We start from the raw sequence: 25,706 nt of genomic DNA on the forward strand, positions 1-25,706 counted from the left end.
CTGCAGATACACAATCCCATGTCTGCAGGGGCCATCATTCAATTTCGCTGTTAAATAATGAATTAAATAGCCAGTAGACTGTAAAGCTCACTGCTACGTTCCTTCTTAAGGAATTCGCCATGCAAACTCTGTGTAACCGTGGAGCAGCCAGTATGGTTAACACCCCTGGAAGCTACGCATAGGTGCGCTGCTTTAACGATGACAGCTACGTCTTCCGTCGCCATCACCTTCTTCAGGTATTCGGCGATCTGGATAGTTAACCGTTCCTGGACTTGCGGCCGCTTGGAAAAGTATTCCGTGATCCGGTTCAACTTGGACAAACCAATGACCATACCCTTAGAAATATAGGCAATATGCACCTTGCCAATGATGGGAACGAAATGATGCTCGCAATAAGAGTATAAGGGAATATCTTTTTCCAGTACGATTTCGTTGTACTTAAACTTGTTTTCAAACAGCGTTACGGAAGGCTCATTCACAGGATTCAAGCCCGAAAAAGTTTCATTCACAAACATTTTAGCTACTCTGCCCGGGGTGTCTTTCAGGCTGTCGTCTTCGAGGTCGAGGCCAAGGGCCAGCATAATCTCACGGAAGTGATACCGGATCACTTTAATCTTCTCTTCGCTTGTCAATGCTATATTACTGTGTGCTACAATCGGTTCTTTCGCAAAATCTGTCTGCATGTTTACCTGGTATTTGATGGTTATATGATAACCATAGTATTAGATTTTTGTTTGTATAAGATTAGAGAGAGGAGGTTATAAAAGGTTACAGGATTTTGTCAAAATTTTTAAGGCGGGCCATTGTAACCGATTGTTGTAATGGTGGTGAAAGAAACTGGACAATATAACGCCAGAAAAAGCTAAAACTGTAGCACCCCATCCGCCGGATATTTCCTTCCTTTGCAGGATGCCTGTTCCTCAAAAACAATTGTATACCGGCTTTCTAAGGATAAATGGCAGGATACAGGTAATTTAACCACATTAATTTGATAGAACAATGAATAAGCGTATGGCTTTCCGCCTGGTACTGACAGGATGGTTATATCTGTTAACCATCGGCACATCCGTCCAGGCACAGACCTCCATAGCGAGGATGGGCGCTGCCAACACCCACTTGTTTGACAATGGATGGCTGTTCTCCCGTTTTGGATTACAGGCTGATGGTTCCCGTAAAGAAGAACCGGCGCACCTGGAAGATGAACACCTCGCGGATGGCGCCTGGCAACAGCTTAACTTACCACACGACTGGGCCATTACAGGACCATTCCGTATAGAGCTCGACGGTAATTCCGGTAAGTTGCCCTGGAAAGGTATTGGCTGGTATAGAAAACATTTCAATATACCCGCTGCCGACGCCGGCAAACGCATCTTTGTGGACTTCGATGGGGCCATGGCCTACGCCAAAATATGGGTGAATGGCCAGTACGTGGGTACCTGGCCTTATGGTTATAATTCCTTCAGGATGGATATTACCCCCTACCTCCATGTGGGCAAGGAAAATGTGATAGCCGTAAGGTTAGATACGGAGAGCTGGGATTCGCGCTGGTACCCCGGCGCCGGGATCTACCGCCATGTTTGGCTCGTGAAAACAAACGAGGTACACGTAGCCCACTGGGGCACCTTCATCACCACCCCTACGGTAACAGATAAAGCAGCGTCCGTACAGGTGAAGGTAACCATAGATAACCAGGGGGGCTCACCCGTAAAGGCTTTAGTACATACGGATATCTACGAACTGGACGTCCACAATAAACCCGTAAAGAAAATTACGGCTACCTTGCCAGCTGCTATCACCATTGCTGGAGGCAATAATGCCATGACTAACGCTACTGCAAATGTCATTGCCCCTAAACGGTGGGGCATTGAAACCCCTCATCGTTACCTGGCGCAAACCATTGTTACGGTCAACAACAAAACGGTGGATACGTATAACACGGCGTTCGGCATACGTACCATCGCATTCACTCCCCGGGACGGGTTTCGGCTGAATGGAAAGCGGGTAGAGATAAAAGGCGTATGTAACCACCATGACCTGGGCGCCCTGGGCGCTGCTATCAACAAAAGCGCCTTGACCCGGCAATTAAAAATATTAAGCGCAATGGGCTGTAATGCCATTCGTACTTCGCATAATCCTCCTGCACCAGAGTTGCTGGAGCTGGCCGACCAGCTCGGATTCCTGGTATGGGACGAAGCCTTCGATGCCTGGAAGCATGGAAAAAGAAAAAATGACTATAACAAACTTTTCCCCGACTGGCGGGAAAAGGACCTGCAGGCGCTGGTTCACCGCGATCGCAATCATCCGTCCGTGGTCATCTGGTCTATTGGCAATGAAGTGATGGACCAAAGGGATGTAGCCATCACCAAAGAACTGGCAGATATTGTACGTAAAGAAGACTCCACACGACCCGTATCCAATGCTTACAACGACCCCGACGGAGGCCGTGATTCAGGTGCTGCGATGGCCCTGGGTCTGATGGGCGTCAACTATTTCTTCTCCGAACAGGCTAAATGGGACGCCGATCCCAGGTATAAAGACATGCCCACCATGGGCAGCGAAACCTCTTCCTGTGTGAGCACACGTGGCGAATATTTCTTTGACGGAGATTATAAAAACTGGCAGGTATCTTCCTATGATAATGCTAAACCCGGCTGGGGATGCACACCCGATGAGCAATTCCGCACCAACGCCAAATATCCGCACCTGTTGGGCGAATTTGTATGGACCGGTTTTGACTATCTCGGCGAACCTACTCCCTATAACTCAGATGAAACCAATCTGCTCAACTTCCGCAATGACCCAAACAAGCGTGCAGAACTTGAAAAAGCGCTGGAAGCACTCAGGAAAAATAATCCTCCTTCCCGTAGCAGTTATTTTGGCATCGTGGACCTCTGCGGGTTTCCGAAAGACCGCTTCTACAACTACCAGGCGCACTGGCGGCCCAATCTTCCCATGGCGCACCTCTTCCCGCATTGGAACTGGCCGGAGAGGATAGATTCTATTGTTCCCGTTCATGTATATACTTCGGGCGACGAAGCGGAACTATTCCTAAATGGTAAAAGCCTGGGCAGGAAAGCGAAGCAACCAGGAGTAGATTTCAGGTTGATCTGGAATGATGTAAAATATACTCCCGGAGAATTGAAAGTAGTGGCTTACAAGGATGGTAAGCCCTGGGCAACGGATGTAATAAAAACTGCTGGCAGCGCGGTCAAACTCTCCCTACAACCTGAAAGCAAAAGTGTTGTCAATAATGGTGAAGACCTTTGTTATATAACCCTCCGCGTGCAGGACAAAGACGGTATTATGGTGCCCCGCTCTCACCCCTTGGTTACTTTTTCAGTAGAAGGACCTGGCGAAATCGTTGCTACAGACAATGGTGACCCTACTTCTTTCGTGCCCTTTCAAAGCCACGACCGTCCGGCATTTAATGGCATGGCACAAGTGATCGTGAAAGCAAAGAAAGGCGCAAAAGGTAAACTCGTTGTGAAAGCAGTGGGCGAAGGGCTCTCGCCGGCCATAACTGTTATTGGCATTAAATAATCACATCATAATTTACCCCTGGCCCTCGCGCCAGGGGTAATTGTCCGCTACAGCGTAGAAACGTACTTCTCAAAATAAACATCTTTTTACCCCCTTGTACATTGAAACCTCCCTTATCTTTACTCATCCTATTTTCCATACCCTTTATCCTATGACATGTTAAAAAATGATTATAGGATACACTTCCTACGACTAAAACATTAACCACCGCAAAAAATTTCTATGAAGAAATGTTTAATGCTTCTTTGCCTTGTTGCATTTTTCTCTTGTAAAAAAGATCCGGTCCACACACAGCAAACGCCAGAATATTCATTTGACAGTGACAATAATTCCGGTTTGATGTTCCAGGATAATGAGCCGTTGTCGGTAATGACCTCGACAGACAGGCAGTTTGAAGTAGCTAAAATCATTCGGGTAAGAGCAATAACCGCCGATACTATAGAAATAGCCAATTTTGCGCCGACAGACATTACTGACGCTTCAATCCTGATGACCGTAAGCGGTATGCCTACCCCTCTCCACCTGCTGCATATCAAAGCTATCAGGGCGCACGCGATTCAAAAGATCCGGTATCCATTTATGACCGGTACTGCGAAATGCCTGAACACCAATAACCAGGAGGTAGATATGTCTTCCTATAAAACAACTGGGATACCTCCGGCCAACGCATCTTTTGATTTTGATGGCGAAACAGACCTGATAAAAAAACTCAAAAAGATAGATAGTATCAAATGGGTAATAAGATTCAACGATTATAATACCAGCCAGGATCCTGCTTCAAACTGGAAAATCGCGCCCACAGCAAAAGACTTTCGCCGATATACAGGTCTGTTCATCAATATGGCTTACCATTTCATGAATGACTCTTTGGAAAGATTATATGTCGATGAACCGATTACAGAAAATGATGGCGTTACATTTATAACCGCCGACAAAAAGAAGACCCTGTTTCAGAAGTACAAGGATATATCCTTCATGAAAACGGGCGTGGTTACGCATGTTGATGGCCTTGGTGGCGGGTCCGTATTCGGAGTAGGTAACAGCGTACTGGGCGGATATCTCAGCTCCAGCCCCTGCTTTATTACCATCCATGAAATGGGACATATGCTCGGTTACGGTCATACCTCAACGATGACCTACCCCAAAGACAACCATGGCGCAGTGGTACCTACTGGCCGGGTTTGGAGCGCTATGCTTACTGCCAACGATTTTCCTATACAGAAAAATAACTATTACAAACCTACGGATCTTCAATAAGTGTCACTAAATAGTGGTAAAATAAATTACTCCCGGCAATTAGGGCCGGGAGTAATTTATTTTATTACTGTCCTATTAAGAAAATTAAGAAGGGATCAACTTCTATCCTATCATACGAATGACGGAAATGCCCCGAAAAATTTCGTAAACAACTACCTTGTTTGACGAGTTTATAGGCTATTTTTGAGAACGCTGACGAGCCAGTATACAACTTCGCTGCAGCGTATCGAATAAAAAAGCTGTTAACCATAAAACCGTCAGTATATGAAAACAAAAAAGATTTGGGCTAATTTCGGCGTTCAGGATTTAGAACGTACCACTAAGTTCTACCAGCAACTTGGGTTTAAACACAACGGCGCATCGGATCAACTGACCAGCTTCTTCTTTGGTGAAGAAAACTTTATCATCCATTTCTTTTTGAAAGATATACTTGAACCCGCCATGATGGGACCAATTATTGATTCAACTACTGGAAATGAAATTATATTTACCCTTGCTGTTGCTACCCGGGAAGAGGTGGATAGTTGTGAAAAAGAAGTGCAACAAGCTGGTGGAACAATTGTTTCCAGGCCAGCGGAATTTGGAAAAGGTTATTACGGTTTCGTGTTTGCTGATCCGGACGGTCATAAGTTCAATATCTTTCAAATGTAGTGCTATACCAGCTGAAATATCCAACCCGGAATAAACAGTCGACAATGATAAATAAGAAAATTAAAGGGGCTTTACTGGCTATCTGCCTGATGTGGTGTTCCCTCATGGCCGTTGCCCAAAATACGCCGGCCAAACCGCGGACACCTATTATGGGCTGGGCCAGCTGGAACAACTTCCGCGTCCACATCAATGAAAAGCTTATCCGGGAACAGGCCGATGCCATGGCGCAAAACGGGCTGAAAGCAGCTGGCTACCGGTACATTAACATTGATGATGGCTTCTCTGGCGGCCGGAATGAAAAGGGGGAACTGCAATACAATGCCCAGCGCTTTCCTGGTGGCATGAAGCGACTGTCGGATTATATACATAGCAAAGGCTTGCAGGCAGGCATCTATGCGGAGGCCGGCGTTAACACCTGCGCATCTATCTGGGACCAGGACACCATCGGATCGGGATCCGGGCTCTATGGACACGATGAAAAAGACCTGACCCTGTTATTGAAAACATGGGGATACGACTTTCTGAAAGTAGACTGGTGTGGCGGGAAAGACCTGGGCCTCGATGAGCAACTGCGCTATACACAGATCTCCAATTGGATCAGGGTCATCAAACCAGAGGTGGTTTACAACATCTGCCGCTGGCAATTTCCCGGCAAATGGGCGCCGCTGGTGGCCGATTCCTGGCGGATCTCCGGCGATATCGACAACAATTTCGCGTCCATTCTCAGGATCATTGCACTCAATGCTGACCTCTGGTCCTACTGCTCCCCGGGACATTTCAACGATATGGACATGCTACAGGTAGGTCGCGGTATGAGTTATGATGAAGACAAAAGCCATTTCTCCATGTGGTGTATCATGAACTCTCCCCTGCTGCTCGGCAACGATCTCCGGAAGATCTCCTCACAAACATTATCTATCGTTACCAATAAGGAAGTCATTGCATTAAACCAGGATCCACTCTGCTACCAGGCAAGGAAATTTCGCGATACATTGGGCGTGCAAATTTGGGCCAAGCCACTGATCAGCGTGAGCAACGGGCAGGTGGCGGTCGCACTGCTAAACACCACCAATATGCCGGTAACGGCGGAGCTGAGTATTGGCACCATCGGCTTAAACCCCGATAAACCGGTTACCGTACGCGATCTTTGGAAACATGAAGAGGCAAGGCTTTCTCCTGGCAAACCACCTGTTTACCAACTGCCACCACATGGGGTTGTGGTGTTGAAGATTACCGGCACTAGCATACCATTTAACGTTTTCACGAGAAGTTAAAAACGACGCTAAAATAAAAAGACCTGTCAGCTAAAACTGCCAGGTCTTTTTCGTATCAGAATAAAAAATTGCATAAAAAATTGAGTAACTTAAAAGTTACGCATATATTTGTAACCTAAAAGTTACATAATATAAAAAAGATCACAATGGAACAGCACATCTTATTGTTACAATTGGAACAAAGCCAGGCACAATGCCTTAGCACCTTACAAAACATCCATACCGAAAATGCATCTTTTCGCTTGTCAGAAAATACGCGATCTGTTGGTTTCAATTACAGACATATAGGCGAGACCATTCATTTGTTAGCACAGTTTCTCGGCGTTCCAACTGATGTTCAAGGTACCACGATGGGAAAACCAGATACTGGTCAGGAGTATGATTTAACCACCAGTAAAGCATTATTTGAAAAAGGCTACGATATACTTAGAAAACTTGTTCATACAACGAGTGTTAACAGCTGGTTGGAAGAAATTGACACACCCTGGTTTGGAAAAATTCCAAGAATAAGGCTTTATTCCATCATCCTTTTTCATAATGCACACCATTGCGGACAAATATCATCCGCGATAGTTAATGGGAAAAAATACTAAAATAATTACCATATGGAATTTCATCAATTGCATCATCAGTCCTCCCCTTTTATTTTAGCCAATGTATGGAACGTTAGAAGCGCACAAATAGTGGAAAACTGTGGCTTTAAAGCAATGGCAACGTCAAGTGGCGCCATTGCTGAATCACTTGGTTACAAAGATGGCGAGCAAATTCCTTTTGCTGAACTATGCTACATAGTTGAACGCATCAAAAAAAGCACTTCCATCCCATTTTCTGTGGACCTGGAAAGAGGTTATACAAATAATATGGAAGTACTCCTTGAAAACATCCGGCAATTAATAGATGCAGGTGTTGCGGGTATAAACCTGGAAGATCATGAAGGCGAAGATATTTATCTCAGAAAACTGAGCACTATTAAAAACTACCTGCTTAAAACTCATCAGCAGCTATTTATCAATGCCAGGACAGATGCTTTTTTACAAAAATTGCCAGCTCCCCTGGAAACCACTATCAGCAGGGCGCAACGATACCAGGATGCGGGCGCTGACGGGCTATTTGTAACAGGCCTGCAAGATACTGCCACTATCAAAAAAATAGTGACTGCTACTACTTTACCGGTAAATGTGGTGGGGCTCCCCCAAATTTCATCTGTTGAAATATTAGCCGCGTGTGGCGTCAAACGCATTAGCATGGCGGGCTTTTTATACAAAGCGACTTACCGCAACCTCGAAAAAATCGGCAAAGAAATATTGCTTCAACAATCTTTAGCACCTTTATACTAGAAAGGTGCTCTCCGGATTATTGCTTAAAAGGAAATACACCGGCCTGAGTGTGATGTAAAACGGCTTGTAAGCGATCGCTTACAAGCCGTTTTATGCCGGGAGAATATTTCCCTTAAACCTATTTTTCTTCGATGATTATAAATCCACCTCTTCCTTTTTCGACTTTAATGTCAGTCAAGTTACCAACTAATGGGCCTTTCTGCAAACCTTCTACTTCCGGAAAATAAATGCTTACTTGCTTAGGATTCCATCCCAGTGATTTCCAGTCAACATCCAACCTGATGTTCGTGTTGTTTTCTGCCCAACTGGCATAAACGATCAATAGCTTCTTCGGCTGGCGGTAGACAGTGACCTTTACGTTACTGTCGCTACATTTTACAGGAAGGGCGGGATCCCAGCAACCAACCATCCTGGCGTTCTTTATATCAAACCTGTCCCACAACCGCCAGAGTGCCGATGGATCACAGCCAGTCCACCCCAGTCGTGAGGTCATTCCGAATAGCATACCACGATAAGCATTTCCACAATTATTCAACATTTCACTATACAATCCAAATGGGATACCTGATACTTCCACCAGCCAGTAATCAGGGTTTTCGTTATAATTATAACCCTCACCCAGCCATAAACTATTGAGACAGGGAAATAGTTCCATATATTGGTTAGCCGGGCTGTTCAAGCCATAACTCGGATGAAAATTATTGCCGGAATGAAAGTCAATCAAACAACTGTCGGCCGCTCTGTCCATTACTTTTCTAACCCTTTTCATAATATCCCGGTCATATCCTACTCCATCCAGGTAAATACCCCTTATGCCTACATTTTTCACCAACCAATTCAGCCCTTCCAGGTAATAGTTGTGCCAGCGGCTAAGTCCCTGGGTTCTGATGGACATATCATATTCCGAATTTTCCAAAGGAGTATGCCAGGCAGCATCGTAGTTCTTTCCCAGGTGCTCTACCAGCCAGGGCCCACCAGTCGAGAATAAATTTCCACCGACACCATCATCTGCAAACTGATCTGCCAATTGTGACCCTTTACCTGGTGAGAAAATTTCATCACCCAGGCTACGCAAGGCCCATATCTCCCGGGTATAATTAGTTAACTCCCTAACGGTATAGTATAATTTGGTTCTGATTCCGGCACTCCTGTTAGCGGTCACATATTTCGTTAACGTATCTGTAGCCAGGAACGGATAATTGATATAGGGATTCAGCATATTGCCCTGGTGAATATTCATAACAGTAGCACCCTTTTCTGATGCCTCCTTCCTCCAGTTTGCCAGCGGCGGATCTGCCTGAAAATACCGCTCGCTCCAATGCTCCTGGCTGAGCGGCTTTACAGGTGTGATTAATAACCCAAAATTCAGGTGGATGATCTGTCCCGCCCGAAGCTGCTGCTGCCCCGTGAAAGCCGTTAGCATCACCTTGTCCGCTTCTTCAAGGACATGGCACCCTCCCTTTCCATCGTTACTCCAGTCTTTGTAGGGTCCTGTTTTATCAAAATTGTATAAAGCCCAGTCCGGTGTCTCATTTTTCAGTTTACACTGTAATCCTGCATTCACATCTCCCATCCACAGCATATTGTTGGCTTTCTTTTTTTCCCATTTCCAGTCCCATCGCTCCGGCCGTACTCCTCCTTTACAACCGAGCCCCATCATATAAATAGCAGCTTTCCGTGCATATGGAATTCTCAGTTCCATATTATCTACCATACAATCTTTCAGCGCCTTCATTGTTAATTGGTAGTTGATATAACCGTCGCATTCCATTTTTGCCCAAACCTTCAGCACAATCCCATCTCCTTCTAATTGCGTTTCCCAGCTCACTGCTCCGGCAGATGGCTGATGAACGGCAGGCGCCGGCCCTTTCCATTCAAGTTCTTTTCCATCTCGTACCACCACCATTTTTACCGCGCCATTGAGGATGTCTCTTGACGGGCCATTAACGCCGTCGTTAGATCCCGTAAAGCTGCTGGTTATTTTGTCGGGGAAACCATACTTGTCAAATCGCAGCGTCCTTCCCAATATATTGACCGTCCGTTGTTTTACTACCACAGGTGTATACGGCCGATATACACTATCATCCAGCCCGATATCTGAATCTAACCAGTTCAGTCGCGCGAGTGTAGGTAATTCATTGTAACCTCTGTCTTCAAGGATCATGTCCTTTATCGTTAGTTGTACGGGGACGCTTCTTTCTTTAACACCCTCTGCGGATACTTTAACCTGTCCATGATACACACCCGGCTGCTGATCTTTCGCGATATCCACTCCTATCCATAGGGACTGTACATCCCCTTTGTCTACCAAAACTTCCTTTTTAAATGATTGGCCTAACCAATCTTTACCTTCCAGGTTAAAACACCTGATAGCGGCAGCAGAAATTTTTCCACCTGTTGGATTTTCTAAATCTGAAAATTGAAGACGTAGGTTTTTGAGTGCATGAAAAGCCGCGAATACGCCAAGCTGGTAAACATAAAATTCGTTGCGCGATGCCAGTCCGTAAAATGTGCCCCCTTCTCCTTTCTCTATCCAACGCTGGCAGATAGCGGAGTCCATTCTCACCGGAAATTTTCTATCTTCAGGAAACAGTAGAAAGTCCTTCTCTTTATTCTTCTCCAGTAGCTCCTTCACTTCCTGTTGAGTAGCCATAATCTCCATGGGATAGAAACTGTTAAAGGAATTAATCGCCTCAAAGCGCAACACTTTTGCGTCGGGAAGGTCTTTTATATTTAGCTGCTGTTGCCAGGTTGTACTATAGGAGCTATCTGGCTTCAGGTATGCCGTACTGGGGAAATACCAGCTCCCTCCCAATTTATATGGCATGTAATACAGGTAATACTCTCCAGGCCCTGTGACCGGTTCAAAAATAATGTCGCCATATTCCGCATTTATGGTGAGGGTATAAACATTCTTCACCGGCTTTCCGCTAAATGCATCCACTATTATCAAACCTTTTCTGGTGGGATCATCCCTTCTCCGCCACGGTACATGGACTTTCACCGCGTTACCAGGTTTCCCGACTTCTATTACTGCCCGGTGGTCGCCAAACTCCTTTTCATTCCACTGACCAGTACCATAAGTAGGCAACTGCGCCATTAGAAATTGGCCAGCAATAAGGAGTTCCAGTAATAAAACCCAAAAAATAACTAACCCATACCTAAAACTAGGTGTATTGCCGACGTTCATGCTTTAAACATTTTTCTGATCAATCAATGAAATTACAAGCCTGTGCTTAGATCTACTGCCATTAATTTGATAATTGCCTATGCTTTTTTGATCCCCGGGAAAATGAAAGGCACACTCCTGACATAGGGTTGTCATAATGCGGTACTAGCTTTAGATCATCAAATAAAACTGATACGTTCTTTACCATTACAAACAAATGCTTTATGCAAACTTTATTATCTATCCTGCTTTCCTCTTTGTGGTTATTTGGCAGCGGAGCTGTTGTATTTGCCATTTTGCTACCAAAATGGTTTGAGCAAAATTTCCACCTGGTGGCCCGCGATAAGAAGGACTTTAAATTTATACCTGTTTTGACAGAGAAGATATTGCAGAGTGTAGGTATAACATTGCTGGTAAAATGGACTGTACAGCCTGTTATTGTGTTAACAGCCATTCCCTTGTTACTGATCAGCTGTACTTATCTTTTACAGACTTATTCCACCTATAAGGTGGAGTGGAGACCAGTGTGCCGGATCGCCCTTATTGACAGTTGCCGGATAATTGTAGCGGTAATAATTGCCGGGCTGATATTTTCCAGGGAAATTATATAGCGCTTTTTTTCGTCCTCTTCACCCTTTTTCCCGTGACGCTTGCCTTTTATACTGCAATATCATTAATCAACCAAAATTAATAAGCGTATGAAAGTTTGCGAGGGAACATTCAGGATAACAATCCTGGCAATGGCTGCCGCCATTGCCCTATCGTCCTGTTCATTTTTCAAAACACCGGAGGCAAGGCTGCCACGTAAGCTGGCTGTTAAGGTTTTCAACATCACCCCGCAAAGGGCAGCACTACGGGTTACGGGTGTATACTACAATCCCAACAACTACGGCTTCACCTTTACCGGCGGAGAGCTGGACCTCCGGCTGGATACATTTTACCTGGGACATGTAAAACTCGACACCGTGATGAACATACCTGCCCATGCTACCTTCACTGTGCCTGTGATAGAGGAGCCTGATTTTGCAAAGCTGGGCAATAGCGGCATCAATATGGCCGATTCTGTGCTGGTGTCGTTTTCTGGTACCATGGCAGGGAAAGTGGGATGGTTCTCAAAAAAAATCGATATCAAATACCAGGGCAAACATTTCCTGGATATAAGTTTCTAACAGGATCAGGATGCTTCCTCTGCTTATTTTCTAATCTAATTCTAATCAACATATAACATCAATAACTATTTACAGATTAAACTTTTTGATTATAATAAAGTCTACAATCACTATATAGTATAATCTGTAAAAGCACATGAAAATTTTATCACTATGCCTGCTGTTCCTGCCTTCAATACCTTTATTGGCGCAGCAACACGATTCGCTGTCAACTACTGGCAACGAACAAATGATAACAGCCCGCAACGAAGGACCCAAACCACGTTTTGGTGCGGGCCTGGAATACCTGAGCGACAACGTATATGCCGGCCGGAAAGACGCCGCCCGCATCCCGTATTTGTCCGCTACACTAGGCTATTATCATAAATCCGGGCTATACGCGGAGGGCGCCGTTTCTATGTTAATGAATAATAGTACCCGTGTGGACGCCGGCATATTTACAGCCGGATATATGTTTTCACAGGGTAATTTTGATGGAGAAATCAGTGCCTCCAAATTTTTCTATAATACGCTGAGTGATAACGTACGGTCGGAAGTAAAGGGTGATGCGCATGCCAGCCTTGCCTATGATTTCAATGGAATTATCACAGCGGCAGCAGACGGGTATATGAATTTCGGGGCAAAAAACGACTATCTAACAAAGCTTGCATTGGAACATAGTTTCGACCTGTTCAACGATCACCTGAACATCACCCCTACCGTAGCAGCTAATGCCGGAACACAACATTATTATGATAACTATTATAACAACCGTCGCCTCAGTCCTGTGGTAAATGTAAGCAAGAAAAAGAAGCAACGCCAACCACCTGCGGTGACAGCAGATATGAGCAATGCATCCAATTTTACTATTTTAGATGATGAACTGAGCTTACCCATATCTTATACCATTCATAAACGGCTCAGTTTCTCGTTTGAACCAACTTATGCTATTCCATTGCATCCGGCAGTACTTACCTTAACAACACTGGCTACCAAAGAATCAACGGTAAAAGTAGAACCTCTGCATAACCAGTTCTATTGGTCTTTTGGTATTACCTATGAGTGGTAATGCGTGCTCCTCATCATTAAAACAGGCCGGCCAATGTTTAATGGATGAATAGGGTAAATATTTTTTGCTGATAACCTGGTTAAGGTTTACTGTATTTGGACAAACAATTTCGTTTGTCCATTTTTTTTTTGCAGATATCCTTAATATTTCCTAGCTTCATATTCCAGAGCCTACAATACAAGTTCGAGCCCCTTTTTTACAATAGTTTTTGGAGATGTAACCTCAAGAATTTCAGCGTTTGGTGTTTTTAAAGCATATCTTTTTGAATTGTCGGAATCTGGTACAATTTAATTTCAACATTTTGTAAACTTTAACCGCAAATCAAGTCGTATCGTACTGGCGTTATGTAGCTAGGACCGTGTTGTCGATTATTTAGATGTGTCTACCCCTGAATCCTACTGCTATTGCCCTATAGTTGCACATTACCATATCATTATCATTAGCTTGTCGATTATCAAACGACACGGATAATCATTGCCTCTATGAAAGAGCATATCATTATTAAAGTTGCAGGAAGCATCCGGGATCAACTTCCGGCCAACATTCCCTACTGGATTGATTTTATCAACGATAAAACAACTGTAGTGGAAAGATTCCACCCCGACGTGGACCGCATCTTTAATGATGTGAACCGTAAGTTCTGGACCACACGGGAATATAAACCGCATACCGCGGAATGGAGTGCTGATGAAATGCACGCCGGCCTGCATCTCACTTTCCGGATTATTCTCCAGGAAGATGGGAAGTTACCCGATGAAGTGATACAGCGGATCGGGCAACTTCCGTTCATTGTGCAGGTACGCACGCTGCTGTTAGGCACTACCGAGCTTCCCCGCGAAGTAGCGGGCACGCTCACCATGGCCGTTACCGATCCCGGTGATTTGATCTATCTGCCTTATGCCAAAGAATGGACGCGGGGCGTGAAAGACGTGCGCGTAGCTGTGCTGGACACCGGCGCCAACTTCAGTCACCCTGAGCTGGAAAATAAAATTGTACTCAGAAAAAACTTCGTCGATCTGCAAGGACTCGATACCTCCGCATTCATTGGAGACGTATTGAATGTAGATGCGCTACCCGAAGACCAGGTAGGCCATGGTACACACGTATCCGGCATATTGGCGGCCAAAGGATTAAAAATGAACGAAGGCGTTTGCCCCTCGTGCAGCCTCATGGTAGTACGGGTACTCGCCGCTATGAAAAGTGGCAACCGTATCGTAGGTGCGGGCATTGTTGATAATATCAACAACGGTATCAAATGGGCTGTAGATCATGGCGCCGACGTAATCAATATGAGCCTGGGCATAAAGCATTCCGGCGGAGGACTTCCACATGAAGACATCGTAAAATATGCGCTTAGTAAAAACGTAACGATTGTAGCCGCCAGCGGCAACGATGGCACTGATGAAAAATATTATCCCGGCGCGCTGGACGGCGTTTTTGCCGTGGGTGCAGTAGATGGCTCCGGCCAGGTAACAGGTTTCACTTCCTATGGCGCCAGCATCACGGTAGTAGCACCCGGCTCCAACATCTACAGCTCTTACCTCAACAATGGCTATGCCCTCTCCTCCGGAACTTCCCAGGCATCGCCGTTCGTGAGCGGAGCAGTGGCCCTCATGAAATCACTGGCCTACGAAAAAGGCCGCAAGCTTACAAATACAGATATCAATTATATCCTGAGAAATACATCTGACAGGCTCACCAGCAAAGTAAGGGATCAGAAGGCCGGATTCGGCCTGCTTAACCTCGCAGACTCATTCAAACTGTTAAACGCTATTTTATCATAAATTCTTTAAACAAAAAGTCAATGGCAACGCTCAATTTTTTCCCTACAAACGGCGTTAAAATACGCAGAACAAATGTCACAACAAATGGCGTCACTGCTGATATTGATGCCAATGTGAAAGAGCAGCTGGTGTATCTGAACGATCTCCTCAGTAAACCCATCTACCAGAAAGATGACAATGGAGAATGGACCGGACCAGATGGTACGTTTATCCAGGACTTTATAACTGCCTCGCTGAAAACCAGGCGCTATGGCAGCAGGTACAAAGATGAACTGCAATGGGAAGAAGGTAGCCTCCTTAGCAATATCTACAGGGCTATCAATGCCAACAGCTACCTCAACAACGGCAGCACCGTCCATTACAGCCTCGAAGAATACATCGATGCAGAAGATAAACTCTCCCTGCTGAAGTTCGATTTCTCCGACAGGCTGATGAATAACTGGAATAACCTCGACATCAATCCACGCACCATACTCAACTATTCCGGTATCGTCAACTACCTGCTGGCCATGGGCTATAACGCAGGATACCAGGAAATCAATGGTCTCACCAATTTCATTTTTGGCAACAGATCCGGTAACCGCAACATCATCAGTTACGGGCAGGTAAGCGCCGCACGCGAGTATATCCACGCAGAAAAAGTAGACGTAGAATACAATACCGACACCGCCCAGATCATCCAGGATATCCTCAAAAACAATCCTTCTTTCTCCTCACAATCCTTCTACCCCTTCATACAAACCACGGTAGCAAACTATGTGAGCAACAGCAAAGAACTGGATCTGCTGAAAATATCGAAATACTATGATGATATACCGGCAGCGATGATTCCCCGCCTCATCAGGATGATCAAAGCATCTGTGCTGCCAGTCACCAAAACCAATATCGATACCCTCCTGCCCATTTTCATGAACGACATTGAAAATACGCCCGGATGGCAGGACGATACTTCAGATACTGATACCAGCACCAGCCAGGGTGCGCCTGACTTCAGCGTTACCTTCCTCGATGAAGATAATGCCGTGGTACAGATCCTCTCCGACAATATCCGCTGCGCGGCCCAGATGTTCTACTCCATGACCCTGGGCGACGAGCTGGATGTGTTTAATGTGGTTAATTTCTTCACGCACAAATATATGGTCAGGGGAAATATACAGATCTCCGACCAGCAGCTCCGGGAAGACCTGCAGCTGTATGTTTTCTCCAATAAATTCACTAACCCCAAAACCGGCAAGATCGTAGACAGAACCCGCCCTGCAGAGCGCATGATGTTCTACAAACAGGTGTTCAACTACGGCAATGCACCGGTTACAGAAGATGTGGTAGTGAATAAAGAGTTTCCAAAATACTGGCGTATACTCATTATGGAAGTAGCCAAGTATATCCAGAAAGCGCAGGATAGTCCAAACCCCGACAGCTACGTATCCCGTCAAACAGTGATGCAGGCAGTGGAAGATCTGCAATATAATCTCTCTACCCACTGCTCCGGTATGGCTAATGTGATATCACCGATTATCTACGATGAGCTGTACTTCGTTATCAAACGCATCCTCAGTCACCCTGAAATAGTGAAACAACTGGTACCTGCGGGCGGCAACTGGTGGAAGGTAGTGGAACTGCTCTATGAAGGCATGAAGCACCAACGTCCGAAGACAACTATCCTCTACAATAAAGCCAAACTGGGTTATGCTATTCTTAACTCCATCGCCGATTACAACCCGGTAACCTTTGAAGACGACACCCGCTTCTCCACCTTTATCAGTAATGTGGATGCCTTCATCATCAGCCAGGCGCAACTGCAAAACAGGGACGATGATGACGACACCAGCACCAAAGATGACCAGGATCATAAACGTATCAAAGGCCGTGACAGGGACCGCGATACCGACAGCGACGACAAAGCGCCGGAAAAAGCCACCGCGCCTGCCGGCAAGGATGAGTGGGACTTTTGACAGACCAGGCATTTGTTCAATTAATCAATCATTCAAAAGTATAACCAGCTATGGATATCAATGTAATACCATCCAAAGGTCAGATCCGGGAATTTGCCAGGGCGCAGGCAAGAGAAGTATTGGGCAGCAGCGATGTGTTCAGGAATATGCCCCTGGAAGACCAGAAAAGCATCTACCTGTCACTGATAGATGACTATACCGCCAAACAGATGAAAAAACACGGTATAGAAGAAAGTATGGCCACCGACAGCGGAAAAGATATGGGCTACAAAGGCTATGACCCCGGCTTCCAGGGCGACACGAAGTCTTTCAAGGAACTGGTGGACTCTGTGGACTTCCCAAAATTTGTGGCCGACCTGCTGAAAGCAGTGTTCGACGCTAACCTCAAAGTAATGAAAAGCCAAACAGACAGCTATATCAAACTGATGAAGGAAGCCACCAAATCTACTGCCGACTTCATCAAAAAAGTAAAGGATGACGACACCTTTGCACGGCTGGCTGAATCACGGAGCGATAAATACAACGTAACCACTGAAAAGCAAGCCGACGGCAGCTCCAAACTGGCGCTCACCAATCCCGAAGGCGAGAAACAGGATCTCGAAGATGCGGAAGTGAAAAAACATATCCTGGAAGCCAAAATAAATATGGCGAAAGAACACCGTGCCGCATTGCGTGAAGTATTACTTATGGGCGTAACCCGCCTCGTTGTAGAAAAAGGTGAAATAGACGCACAGGTGGAATTCAGCATCAAAGCCACCCGCGCCAGCACTGCCCACCACGACGATCAGAACATCAACACGGTGAACACGCATGTGGAAGCAGATGGCGGCATACTGGGATCTATATTCGGCGGACCAAGTATGACCACCGATATCACCAACACCAATATCCAGGTAAACACGTCCGATAAAAAGGCGACCGATGACCTCACCGCTAACCTCAAAGGACATGTAAACATCAAATTCAAAACAGACTACTTCAAACTGGACAACTTCGCCAATATGTACGCAGACGGCGGCGTGGCAGCCCTTAAACCTGCTGGTAACACCCCTGCTATTGCAGCGCCGGCTGTTGGCGCACCTCATTAATAACTTTCGGATATGAGCCTGGCTATTTTACATTGGGAATCGGCAGACAACCATAGCTATCACTTTAAGATAGATATCGGTACCAACGAATATTACCAGTTCAAGATAGGCAAGCAGATCATTACCAGGGCCGGGATCCAATGGGTGGATGACATTTCGAAGGTGACGCCTTTCCAGCGAAAAAAGAAGCTCACCTTCCTGGGAGACAGTGAAGAAGAAGTAACACTACCCAAAAAGTATTTTGACCGCGAAAACTGCCTCGTGCAGCTGTGCAGTGCCAAAGACAGCAACGGCAGAGCGCCGGCAGTTTCCAAAGTAATCAGGATACCTGTTGCCATGCAGCAGATCAATACAATGCACTTTAATCTCTCCTCATCAGCAAGTACTATGATGGACACTACAGATTTCAACCCCGTAAGGAATATAACCGCCGAGCAACAGTCGCTGTCGCAGCAAACTTCTGTGGAGGATATCCTCGGAGGCCTTGTCAGGGCGGTACTGCCGGCAGCCATCAGCTACCTGAACCCGCAAACCACTACCGCTGCTCCGGGGAGTGGTGCTTCAGGCAACAACAGCAATACCAACATGCTTACCAACCTGCTCGGCGCCGTACTGCGCGCCGTAGCGCCATCCATACCCGGGTTCAGCGGACAACAGTCAATAAGCTATGCTGCTGACAGTGATAACCGTTTCGGCAACTATAGCGATGACCTGCCCGGCAACAACCAATTTTCGAAACCGTTCGTATTTGGTATTGACGATGCGCTCCTGGCCAGTATGGCCGGACCTATTATCCAGCAAGGGTTACAGCTGCTGCCGCAGCTGATCAATGCCGCCAATCAGCATAAACTGCAAACGCTGCAGGCCAACAACCAGCTCATGAGCACACTGGCCGGCGATGTGCAGCGCAGGATGATGATGCAACAGTTGATGCAGAACCAACCTGCTGCAGGAGGCACGCCCAATATCAATCCCGCTGTACTGGCGCAATTACTGGCCCAGTTGCAGAACGCGCAACCGCAGCCAGCCCCGGCTCCTGCCCCGGCGGCTGCCGCACAGTCCCTTTCACTGGACAATAGCGTCTATTCACTCAGCAACGGGGTAATACTTACTTTCGAATCGCTGAAACTTACACCGCACAATGGCAAAGATGTATTGCTACTGCAACAGTCTGATAAAATCATCTTCAAAATAAAATTAAATGTAAGTTCATCTCCCAAAAACCCATTACCACGGGCAATCTATACTTTCTACTTCAAGGATCCAGCTACCAAACAACTTCTCCTGGAAAAAACATTCCGGAAAAAGGATATTGTAGCTAATACCATTATGGAGTTTGAATTCCTGAAAAATGAAATCAGCAGCATCCCGTTGAACAGGAATATCGAAATATTCGCGGAAATGCGCTGGAAAACATCCGGGGAGAAAGTATATAAAGCAATAGGCAACACCACCGCGGTATTTGTACAACGCTATTTTGTGCAAAGCCAGGGAGACGCTGTTTCCGGCGAAAAAGAACTGACCGACATGAAAGTATACCGGTCGTTCTGGAACAAAGTATGGCAGTCGCCCTCATTGGGAAAATCAAAATCGCTCTGGGAATTAAATGTAGACGCCAGGTACACCGTATCCCTTTCCGCCGATCATACAGCTAACGGTATCACCCCTACGAAGCTGTCAATCGATGAAAAGGATAAGGAAAGTCTCACCGACACGACTTCCGGCAGGATGAAGGCCGGCATAGAGTTGAGTATCACCGAGCTTAACAAGCTGCTCGGCGGATGGGATGGCAATACTCCATTGGAGAACGAACAGCTCAGCGCTATCCGGAATACCGGATTTGCAAAATCCAACACAGCGGAAATGATCTATAACATTAAGCTGAGAGGCAGAACCTACGAACAGGGTATGGTATGGGTAGTACCGGTATTCAGGCTTTTCGAGATCACGCTGGGTAAGGTGGAATCACTCAGCCCGGAAGGATATGTAAACCAGACGACGAACACTAAAGTAAAATTTCCACTGCCGGTAAGTGTCAGGATATTAGGCCTCAAATCAAATAATCAATAAGCATATGAACTACCCTTATATATATGGTTTGTCGGACGACGACAGCAACGAAACAAAGCAGGATGATGCTGCGGATGCCTACAAATTTGAAGGCTTTGAGATAGAAGTAAATGTAAAAGTGGTATTGAACCCGGTTACAAAAATAAAAGTATCATGATAGACGAAGCATTCATCTCCTTCCGGGAAATCGTGGACAAACTGCTGGATATCCCGGGAGATTTTACCGATGAAGAAAATGGTGTTCATTCCTACATCTATGAAATAGAAATAGGAACGCCGATAGAACTGGATGTAAGTGTAGATGAAAACGGTAAAGTGACGATAGGCAGCATCCCTCCGATGTACCGGGTGGCTACCAGTTTCCTGCCGTCTTACCATAGTGTTACGATAAAAGCTGAAAAATACATCGCACCGGAACATGGCGAATGACAACAAATACTGGAATCTTGAAGACTTTGTCGACTCGCTGGTCGTAGAGCTGGATAAAACCCGCGAAACGCTGGCCATCAAAGCTATCAATAAACCGCTGACCTACACGGTGAAAGACCTGGCTATTGATCTCAACATCTTCCCCACTTTTGATGGAGATACGATCAGGTTCATTACCGCACAGCCAGGGCAGCAGGGAGCATCCAAAGTGAATATACAGTTGGGGTCCATTACCGACCAACAGGTGCGGGCTACCACCAAAATTTCTGGATTGAAGAATGATACCAAGATAGACGATATAGGCGTAGATGAGAAAACACGCAATAAATTACGCAAGATGGGCGTCAATTCTGTTGATGACCTGCAACAGGTAGAAAAAAGGCAGGTAGACATACAGCGGGCATCCGATAACGAAATTGATTACAAAACACTGGCTAACCAGATCCAGAAATCCAGGAGGAACATGACGCCTCCAAAAGTAAATGGGGTAAGCCTCTCGCTGGATGACAACAAGCGTCCGTACCTGCATGTAAAAGGCGAAAACTTCACACTTGATCCACGGTATCCACCAGTAACGGTGATCAACAACCAGCTGGCAGAAGTGATGGAGTTTAATACCCATGAGGTGAAAATATTGCTGGACAGACAACATATCACACAAAATGAATCGGAGCTGATTATGACATTTGATCCTTATACGCTGGTAAAAATGAATATCCGGATCTAAAATGCTAACCGTATATGAAGAAGAAGAAACAAATACCTTACACTTGCTACGATGATGTGCTGAGCAGCTATTATGGCTGTCATCGCCCGCCCAGGAAGAAAAGGAAGACCCTGACGATGAGTTTTGACAATGGTGAAATACTCCCCGGGAAAGACAGCGAGCCTTTCCAGGAATATATTGTGGCAAGCTCCCTGGATAAGGATGGAGATGTTTTCGATGAATACGTGGTACAATCTTATTCCGTTGCGGAAGATAATAGCGGTGAAGAATATGTAGTGCAATCATTTTCGTATAATGATGATAGTTATGAATCCCCTTACCAGGGAACCGACTTCATATCTACTTCCTCCACCGTTAGCCAGAACCAGGACCTGCAAACTGATGTACTGGATCCGCTATCCACCGAAAAAGCCGCAGACGCTCCTTCTTCCGACAAACCGGATACAGATGCACTGATCAATGATATTAAAGGGTTGCAACAACAAAACCCTCCAACCAGTATTGCCCCTGCCGACAACAGCGGCTCCTTGTCGTCGCGGGAGGAAGAAATAGTGAACGATCTGCAGGCCATACTTTCCGGCAAAAAGGTGTATGATCCGGCTTCAAAGAAAACGGTCAACCGGGAGGATATTGGTAAGCAACAATCTGTTGAGGACAACAAACCTGCGCCAGCGCCCGATCCTGGCGCCAAAAACGAGCATGCTATTTTTGACCGCATCGCGCAAAATATGAAGTATGCCAATGCCTACAATCTTGGCACCATACAGGTAGATACAGAAGAACTGAATAATCGTTTCAATGATTTCGACAAAGTACCGGAAGCACCGGCCAAACGCCCGGCCACTCCTGCCCCGCCGGCAGCTCCTGCACCTGCCCCGGTGAGCCAGCAGGAAGACTTTGATCCCACCGAATTCATACGCGACCTCGATGAAATGCGTAAGCAAGGTCAGGGGCAGCCTGTAGCCACTGTTGAAGCGCAGCCGGCGCCCAGTACACAGATGAGCCCTCCCGGCGCTACTGCGGCGGATTTCCCTCCAAGGCCCACCAACTTACGCCCGTTACACACACCCGAACGCGCCGCGGAATTTGGCACCTTCGCCTATGTGGCAGACCCTACTACCTTCAATGGCGATGGTATCCGCGTAACAGATAATTGGGTACACGATAACATCATGAGTGTGAGCATACCACAGTTGAATGGGAAGCAGGCGAACGGACACCCGATACAACATGGCTCTATCCTCTTCCACCGCGCGGGAGCCGACAGGCTACAACGCCTCTGGGCAGCGTGGGAAGCCGCGGGACTACTGGACAGGGTGCTTTCCTTTGAAGGTGGATATGCTGCACGCTTTATACGGCACACAGAAAACCGCAGCCCAAGGCCGCTGAGCAATCACTCCTGGGGCACTGCATTCGACATCAATGCCTCTCAAAACCCATTTGGCCAGGAACCTGCACAGATGGGGCAACCAGGCTGCGTAAGAGAATTGGTGGCTATCGCCAATCAACATGGGTTCTTCTGGGGAGGCCACTTCAACGGGCATAAAGATGGGATGCATTTTGAACTAGGCAAAACAATTTAATTTTCTCAGTTATACAATCCGTTTAAAATGGAAAACCGTTTCATCGAAATAGACAGCCAGATAGGCACAAAGCGCAGGCGTAATGGCTATGCCAGTGCTGCATCTATTGTAGATAGATTTGCTAATTCATTTGATGCTGTAGACTATACCGTACCCGGCCTGGTAGCCCCGCTACGGCAGCCAACCGGCATGGTGTGCTGGGCTACTGTTGCCACCATGATGATCAGCTGGCGGCGGCAGGCGTCTCTCTCCATTGAAACAGCCATGGGTAACATTGGCGCCATGTATCTCACGAAATTCAGAAACAACCAGGGCCTTAGCGCCTCAGAAAAAATACCCTTCCTGACGGCTGCCGGCATGCAGTTCGAATACCCGCAAAGTCTCACTGTTGCCGGTTGGGAGCATCTGCTGCGCAGCTATGGCCCCATATGGGTCACTACCGCCGAAGGCTCCGACGCCCACTTTGGTATACATGCGCGTCTCATGACCGCCATCCGCGGTAATGGCAATGCCGACGATACCCAACTTACCATTGTTGACCCGGCAAGCGGCACTACCTACCAGGAAAAGCTCGCCGACTTCCTGGTAAAATTTGAAAGAGAAGTACGTGTAAGCCAGGCCTGGGATGGCAGGATACAAATCGTACATTTCGCTGCAGCAACTGCTACCGCTCATTCGCTGTCGGATGATAACTATACGGAAATAATGTCCGTCATTTCATCAGGGGGCGTAGATCTTATTAAAAGACTGGAAGGATTCAGGGCACAGCGGTACAACGACCAGGCCGGTCACTGTACTATCGGCTATGGCACCTTGATCCATAAAGGTAATTGTAACGGTAGCGATCCTTCAGAACAACCTTATCTCAGCGGCATTGATGATGCCAGGGCTACCGCACTGCTTACTGCCCGCCTCAACGACTTCCAGCAGGCAATTAACCAACAGGTAACTGTAACGCTCAACCAGAACCAGTTTGATGCCCTGGTGAGCTTTGTATATAATATTGGTACTGATAATTTCCGGAGATCCACCTTACGCCGGCTGCTCAATCAGGGCAATTACAGCGCCGTTCCCACAGAAATGCGCAAGTGGGTAAAGATACGGCAGAATGGTGCGCTGGTGGACTCACAAGGGCTTATCAACCGCCGCAATGCCGAAATTGCGCTGTATAATACGCCAGTATCAGGTGCTGCGCAGTCGCTCTCCCTGGACTATACCAGTTATATGGCCGAAGCCAAACGTTTTGCGGAAGACTTTTCTGTACAGTCCGATTTTATCCAGCAATATGGCCAGAATGCCACAGATAGTATGCGTCAAACACGTGTACCCGCTTCCGTTACCCTCGCACAAGCCGCACTGGAATCAGGCTGGGGCAGGCATGCACCCGGCTTCAACTTCTTCGGCATTAAAGCGGGCGCGCACTGGACAGGCGCCACACAGCTGTTAACCACTACAGAAGTGCACAGCGATAATGACCGCAGCAGGCACCCCTACCCGGAAGTTATCTCCATAGAACAATTCACCGACAACAACGGTAACGTCAAATACCGGTGGCGGGTAAAAGATACCTTCCGGTCTTACGCCAATGCTGCAGAAAGCTTCGTTGACCATGGCAATTTCCTTGTCAACAACAGCCGGTACCGGCCAGCATTCAACCATACAGACGATGGGCGGCAGTTTGCCAGGGAGATTGCGCGGGCAGGATATGCCACCGATCCCAATTATGGCGACACCCTTGTGCAGCTCATTGACCGTAACAACCTTACCCGTTTTGATGTGCCATCAACACCAGCGCCTGCCGGCAACGGCAGCACAGGCGCGCCAGCTGTGTCGGGAGCCAACAGCAGCACTATCCAGGAATTTGCCAGCGATATCCTTTCCGGCCCCAACAGGGCATCTATCCCACAGGCGATACGGCAACAACTGGAATATGTCAGGGATCACGGCAACTATACGTTGAATGGTAACACCTTCACGCCGTCGCTCCCGCTGCTGCAAAGCATCGCGCAGATTATGTACTTCTCACTGGATCATAACAAAACCGCTAACCCGGCCTTCAGTATCCTCAGCTATATACGTCCGGCGTCCTCCCATCACTCCAATGGCACGGCCGTAGATATCAGCCATATTGACGGAAAACGCATAGACGTCCGCAACCAGCAGCAATGCCTGGATGCCGTAGTGGTGGCCATTAACAACCTGGCTCCCGGCGCTTACGCATTAGGGCTACCGCGGCCGCCGTATGCAGATGGAGCCGGTGCAGAACATGATTTTGCCACCTACAACAGGCATATCACGGTGTATAACGATACCCACCCACCTACCCTGATGACACAGTACCAGGATCTGCCCACCACAGGTAACTTCTTCCTGCCTAACCGCTGGAACGAACATTCGCCTACCGGCAGCACGGCTACCGACTTAAATCATATCACCAATGAAACATCACGCAATACCCTGCGCACTGCCATCAATAATGCCCAGGGACGAGGGGTGAATATCCGCTACCTCTTTGCCGATGCGCTCGATCACCTGCATATTCAGGCGCTGTAAATATTGACCGGGGCCGCTAACCAGGTCATTATGCCCCCGGGTTATAAAAAAAGTGTGTATGGCTCTCAACGCAGC

Annotated in this window: 20 protein-coding genes; 18 read left to right on the top strand and 2 right to left on the bottom strand. The window is 46.8% G+C overall.

The window, feature by feature from the left end; all coding sequences use genetic code 11:
- Positions 1–62: 62 nt before the first annotated feature.
- A complete protein-coding gene (folE, locus tag HGH91_RS05030; protein WP_168737331.1) occupies positions 63–683 on the bottom strand; it encodes a GTP cyclohydrolase I FolE in 621 nt (206 codons plus the stop codon).
- A gap of 316 nt (positions 684–999) precedes the next feature.
- On the opposite strand from folE, the gene galB reads away from it, so the two are divergent.
- The 6 genes from galB to HGH91_RS05060 all read left to right on the top strand — a co-directional run bounded on the left by galB (position 1,000) and on the right by HGH91_RS05060 (position 8,059).
- Positions 1,000–3,540, top strand: a complete 2,541-nt coding sequence (galB, locus tag HGH91_RS05035) for a beta-galactosidase GalB (protein ID WP_247651651.1) — start codon at positions 1,000–1,002, stop codon at positions 3,538–3,540.
- 339 nt (positions 3,541–3,879) lie between these two features.
- Positions 3,880–4,797: a hypothetical protein gene (locus HGH91_RS05040; RefSeq protein WP_168737332.1), complete on the top strand. Its 918-nt coding sequence runs from the start codon at positions 3,880–3,882 to the stop codon at positions 4,795–4,797.
- A gap of 264 nt (positions 4,798–5,061) precedes the next feature.
- Positions 5,062–5,448 carry a VOC family protein gene (locus tag HGH91_RS05045; protein WP_168737333.1) on the top strand — a complete coding sequence of 129 codons (387 nt, stop codon included), beginning with the start codon at positions 5,062–5,064 and terminating at the stop codon, positions 5,446–5,448.
- Positions 5,449–5,492: 44 nt separating this feature from the next.
- Positions 5,493–6,722 (top strand): glycoside hydrolase family 27 protein, encoded by a 1,230-nt coding sequence (locus HGH91_RS05050; RefSeq protein ID WP_168737334.1) that lies wholly within the window; start codon positions 5,493–5,495, stop codon positions 6,720–6,722.
- A 146-nt stretch (positions 6,723–6,868) separates the two neighbouring features.
- On the top strand, positions 6,869–7,315 hold the full coding sequence (locus tag HGH91_RS05055) for a DinB family protein (RefSeq protein WP_168737335.1): 447 nt from the start codon (positions 6,869–6,871) through the stop codon (positions 7,313–7,315).
- 12 nt (positions 7,316–7,327) lie between these two features.
- Positions 7,328–8,059: an isocitrate lyase/phosphoenolpyruvate mutase family protein gene (locus tag HGH91_RS05060; RefSeq protein WP_168737336.1), complete on the top strand. Its 732-nt coding sequence runs from the start codon at positions 7,328–7,330 to the stop codon at positions 8,057–8,059.
- A 118-nt stretch (positions 8,060–8,177) separates the two neighbouring features.
- On the opposite strand, the gene HGH91_RS05065 is transcribed toward HGH91_RS05060, so the two are convergent.
- Entirely contained in the window at positions 8,178–11,159 is a 2,982-nt protein-coding gene (locus HGH91_RS05065; RefSeq protein ID WP_168737337.1) for a glycoside hydrolase domain-containing protein, read from the bottom strand.
- Between the two features lie 293 nt (positions 11,160–11,452).
- On the opposite strand from HGH91_RS05065, the gene HGH91_RS05070 reads away from it, so the two are divergent.
- From HGH91_RS05070 to HGH91_RS05125, 12 genes are all read left to right on the top strand, one after another.
- Positions 11,453–11,839, top strand: coding sequence for a hypothetical protein (locus HGH91_RS05070; protein WP_168737338.1), 387 nt, complete (start codon positions 11,453–11,455; stop codon positions 11,837–11,839).
- Between the two features lie 87 nt (positions 11,840–11,926).
- Complete coding sequence (locus HGH91_RS05075; protein WP_168737339.1) at positions 11,927–12,397, top strand: hypothetical protein; 471 nt, start codon at positions 11,927–11,929, stop codon at positions 12,395–12,397.
- Between the two features lie 136 nt (positions 12,398–12,533).
- Positions 12,534–13,445 (top strand): hypothetical protein, encoded by a 912-nt coding sequence (locus HGH91_RS05080; protein WP_168737340.1) that lies wholly within the window; start codon positions 12,534–12,536, stop codon positions 13,443–13,445.
- A gap of 482 nt (positions 13,446–13,927) precedes the next feature.
- Positions 13,928–15,229, top strand: a complete 1,302-nt coding sequence (locus tag HGH91_RS05085) for a S8 family peptidase (RefSeq protein ID WP_168737341.1) — start codon at positions 13,928–13,930, stop codon at positions 15,227–15,229.
- 20 nt (positions 15,230–15,249) lie between these two features.
- Positions 15,250–17,181, top strand: a complete 1,932-nt coding sequence (locus tag HGH91_RS05090; protein ID WP_168737342.1) for a hypothetical protein — start codon at positions 15,250–15,252, stop codon at positions 17,179–17,181.
- Positions 17,182–17,231: 50 nt separating this feature from the next.
- A complete protein-coding gene (locus HGH91_RS05095) occupies positions 17,232–18,269 on the top strand; it encodes a hypothetical protein (protein WP_211092202.1) in 1,038 nt (345 codons plus the stop codon).
- 12 nt (positions 18,270–18,281) lie between these two features.
- Positions 18,282–20,339, top strand: coding sequence for a hypothetical protein (locus HGH91_RS05100; RefSeq protein ID WP_168737343.1), 2,058 nt, complete (start codon positions 18,282–18,284; stop codon positions 20,337–20,339).
- A gap of 4 nt (positions 20,340–20,343) precedes the next feature.
- On the top strand, positions 20,344–20,496 hold the full coding sequence (locus HGH91_RS05105) for a hypothetical protein (RefSeq protein ID WP_168737344.1): 153 nt from the start codon (positions 20,344–20,346) through the stop codon (positions 20,494–20,496).
- Positions 20,493–20,768: a hypothetical protein gene (locus tag HGH91_RS05110; protein ID WP_168737345.1), complete on the top strand. Its 276-nt coding sequence runs from the start codon at positions 20,493–20,495 to the stop codon at positions 20,766–20,768. Before HGH91_RS05105 ends, HGH91_RS05110 begins: the two co-directional genes overlap by 4 nt.
- Positions 20,758–21,495, top strand: coding sequence for a hypothetical protein (locus HGH91_RS05115; protein WP_168737346.1), 738 nt, complete (start codon positions 20,758–20,760; stop codon positions 21,493–21,495). Before HGH91_RS05110 ends, HGH91_RS05115 begins: the two co-directional genes overlap by 11 nt.
- A 14-nt stretch (positions 21,496–21,509) precedes the next feature.
- Positions 21,510–23,078: a M15 family metallopeptidase gene (locus HGH91_RS05120; RefSeq protein WP_168737347.1), complete on the top strand. Its 1,569-nt coding sequence runs from the start codon at positions 21,510–21,512 to the stop codon at positions 23,076–23,078.
- A 27-nt stretch (positions 23,079–23,105) separates the two neighbouring features.
- Entirely contained in the window at positions 23,106–25,631 is a 2,526-nt protein-coding gene (locus HGH91_RS05125) for a glycoside hydrolase family protein (RefSeq protein WP_168737348.1), read from the top strand.
- Positions 25,632–25,706 lie beyond the last annotated feature (75 nt).

Origin of the sequence: Chitinophaga eiseniae (assembly GCF_012641265.1) — a bacterium.
GTDB lineage: Bacteria > Bacteroidota > Bacteroidia > Chitinophagales > Chitinophagaceae > Chitinophaga > Chitinophaga eiseniae_A.

Coding starts and splice junctions, on each gene's coding strand:
- folE (WP_168737331.1), bottom strand. CDS start 683: ATGCAGACAGATTTTGCGAAAGAACCGATTGTAGCACACAGTAATATA.
- galB (WP_247651651.1), top strand. CDS start 1,000: ATGAATAAGCGTATGGCTTTCCGCCTGGTACTGACAGGATGGTTATAT.
- HGH91_RS05040 (WP_168737332.1), top strand. CDS start 3,880: ATGTTCCAGGATAATGAGCCGTTGTCGGTAATGACCTCGACAGACAGG.
- HGH91_RS05045 (WP_168737333.1), top strand. CDS start 5,062: ATGAAAACAAAAAAGATTTGGGCTAATTTCGGCGTTCAGGATTTAGAA.
- HGH91_RS05050 (WP_168737334.1), top strand. CDS start 5,493: ATGATAAATAAGAAAATTAAAGGGGCTTTACTGGCTATCTGCCTGATG.
- HGH91_RS05055 (WP_168737335.1), top strand. CDS start 6,869: ATGGAACAGCACATCTTATTGTTACAATTGGAACAAAGCCAGGCACAA.
- HGH91_RS05060 (WP_168737336.1), top strand. CDS start 7,328: ATGGAATTTCATCAATTGCATCATCAGTCCTCCCCTTTTATTTTAGCC.
- HGH91_RS05065 (WP_168737337.1), bottom strand. CDS start 11,159: ATGGCGCAGTTGCCTACTTATGGTACTGGTCAGTGGAATGAAAAGGAG.
- HGH91_RS05070 (WP_168737338.1), top strand. CDS start 11,453: ATGCAAACTTTATTATCTATCCTGCTTTCCTCTTTGTGGTTATTTGGC.
- HGH91_RS05075 (WP_168737339.1), top strand. CDS start 11,927: ATGAAAGTTTGCGAGGGAACATTCAGGATAACAATCCTGGCAATGGCT.
- HGH91_RS05080 (WP_168737340.1), top strand. CDS start 12,534: ATGAAAATTTTATCACTATGCCTGCTGTTCCTGCCTTCAATACCTTTA.
- HGH91_RS05085 (WP_168737341.1), top strand. CDS start 13,928: ATGAAAGAGCATATCATTATTAAAGTTGCAGGAAGCATCCGGGATCAA.
- HGH91_RS05090 (WP_168737342.1), top strand. CDS start 15,250: ATGGCAACGCTCAATTTTTTCCCTACAAACGGCGTTAAAATACGCAGA.
- HGH91_RS05095 (WP_211092202.1), top strand. CDS start 17,232: ATGGATATCAATGTAATACCATCCAAAGGTCAGATCCGGGAATTTGCC.
- HGH91_RS05100 (WP_168737343.1), top strand. CDS start 18,282: ATGAGCCTGGCTATTTTACATTGGGAATCGGCAGACAACCATAGCTAT.
- HGH91_RS05105 (WP_168737344.1), top strand. CDS start 20,344: ATGAACTACCCTTATATATATGGTTTGTCGGACGACGACAGCAACGAA.
- HGH91_RS05110 (WP_168737345.1), top strand. CDS start 20,493: ATGATAGACGAAGCATTCATCTCCTTCCGGGAAATCGTGGACAAACTG.
- HGH91_RS05115 (WP_168737346.1), top strand. CDS start 20,758: ATGGCGAATGACAACAAATACTGGAATCTTGAAGACTTTGTCGACTCG.
- HGH91_RS05120 (WP_168737347.1), top strand. CDS start 21,510: ATGAAGAAGAAGAAACAAATACCTTACACTTGCTACGATGATGTGCTG.
- HGH91_RS05125 (WP_168737348.1), top strand. CDS start 23,106: ATGGAAAACCGTTTCATCGAAATAGACAGCCAGATAGGCACAAAGCGC.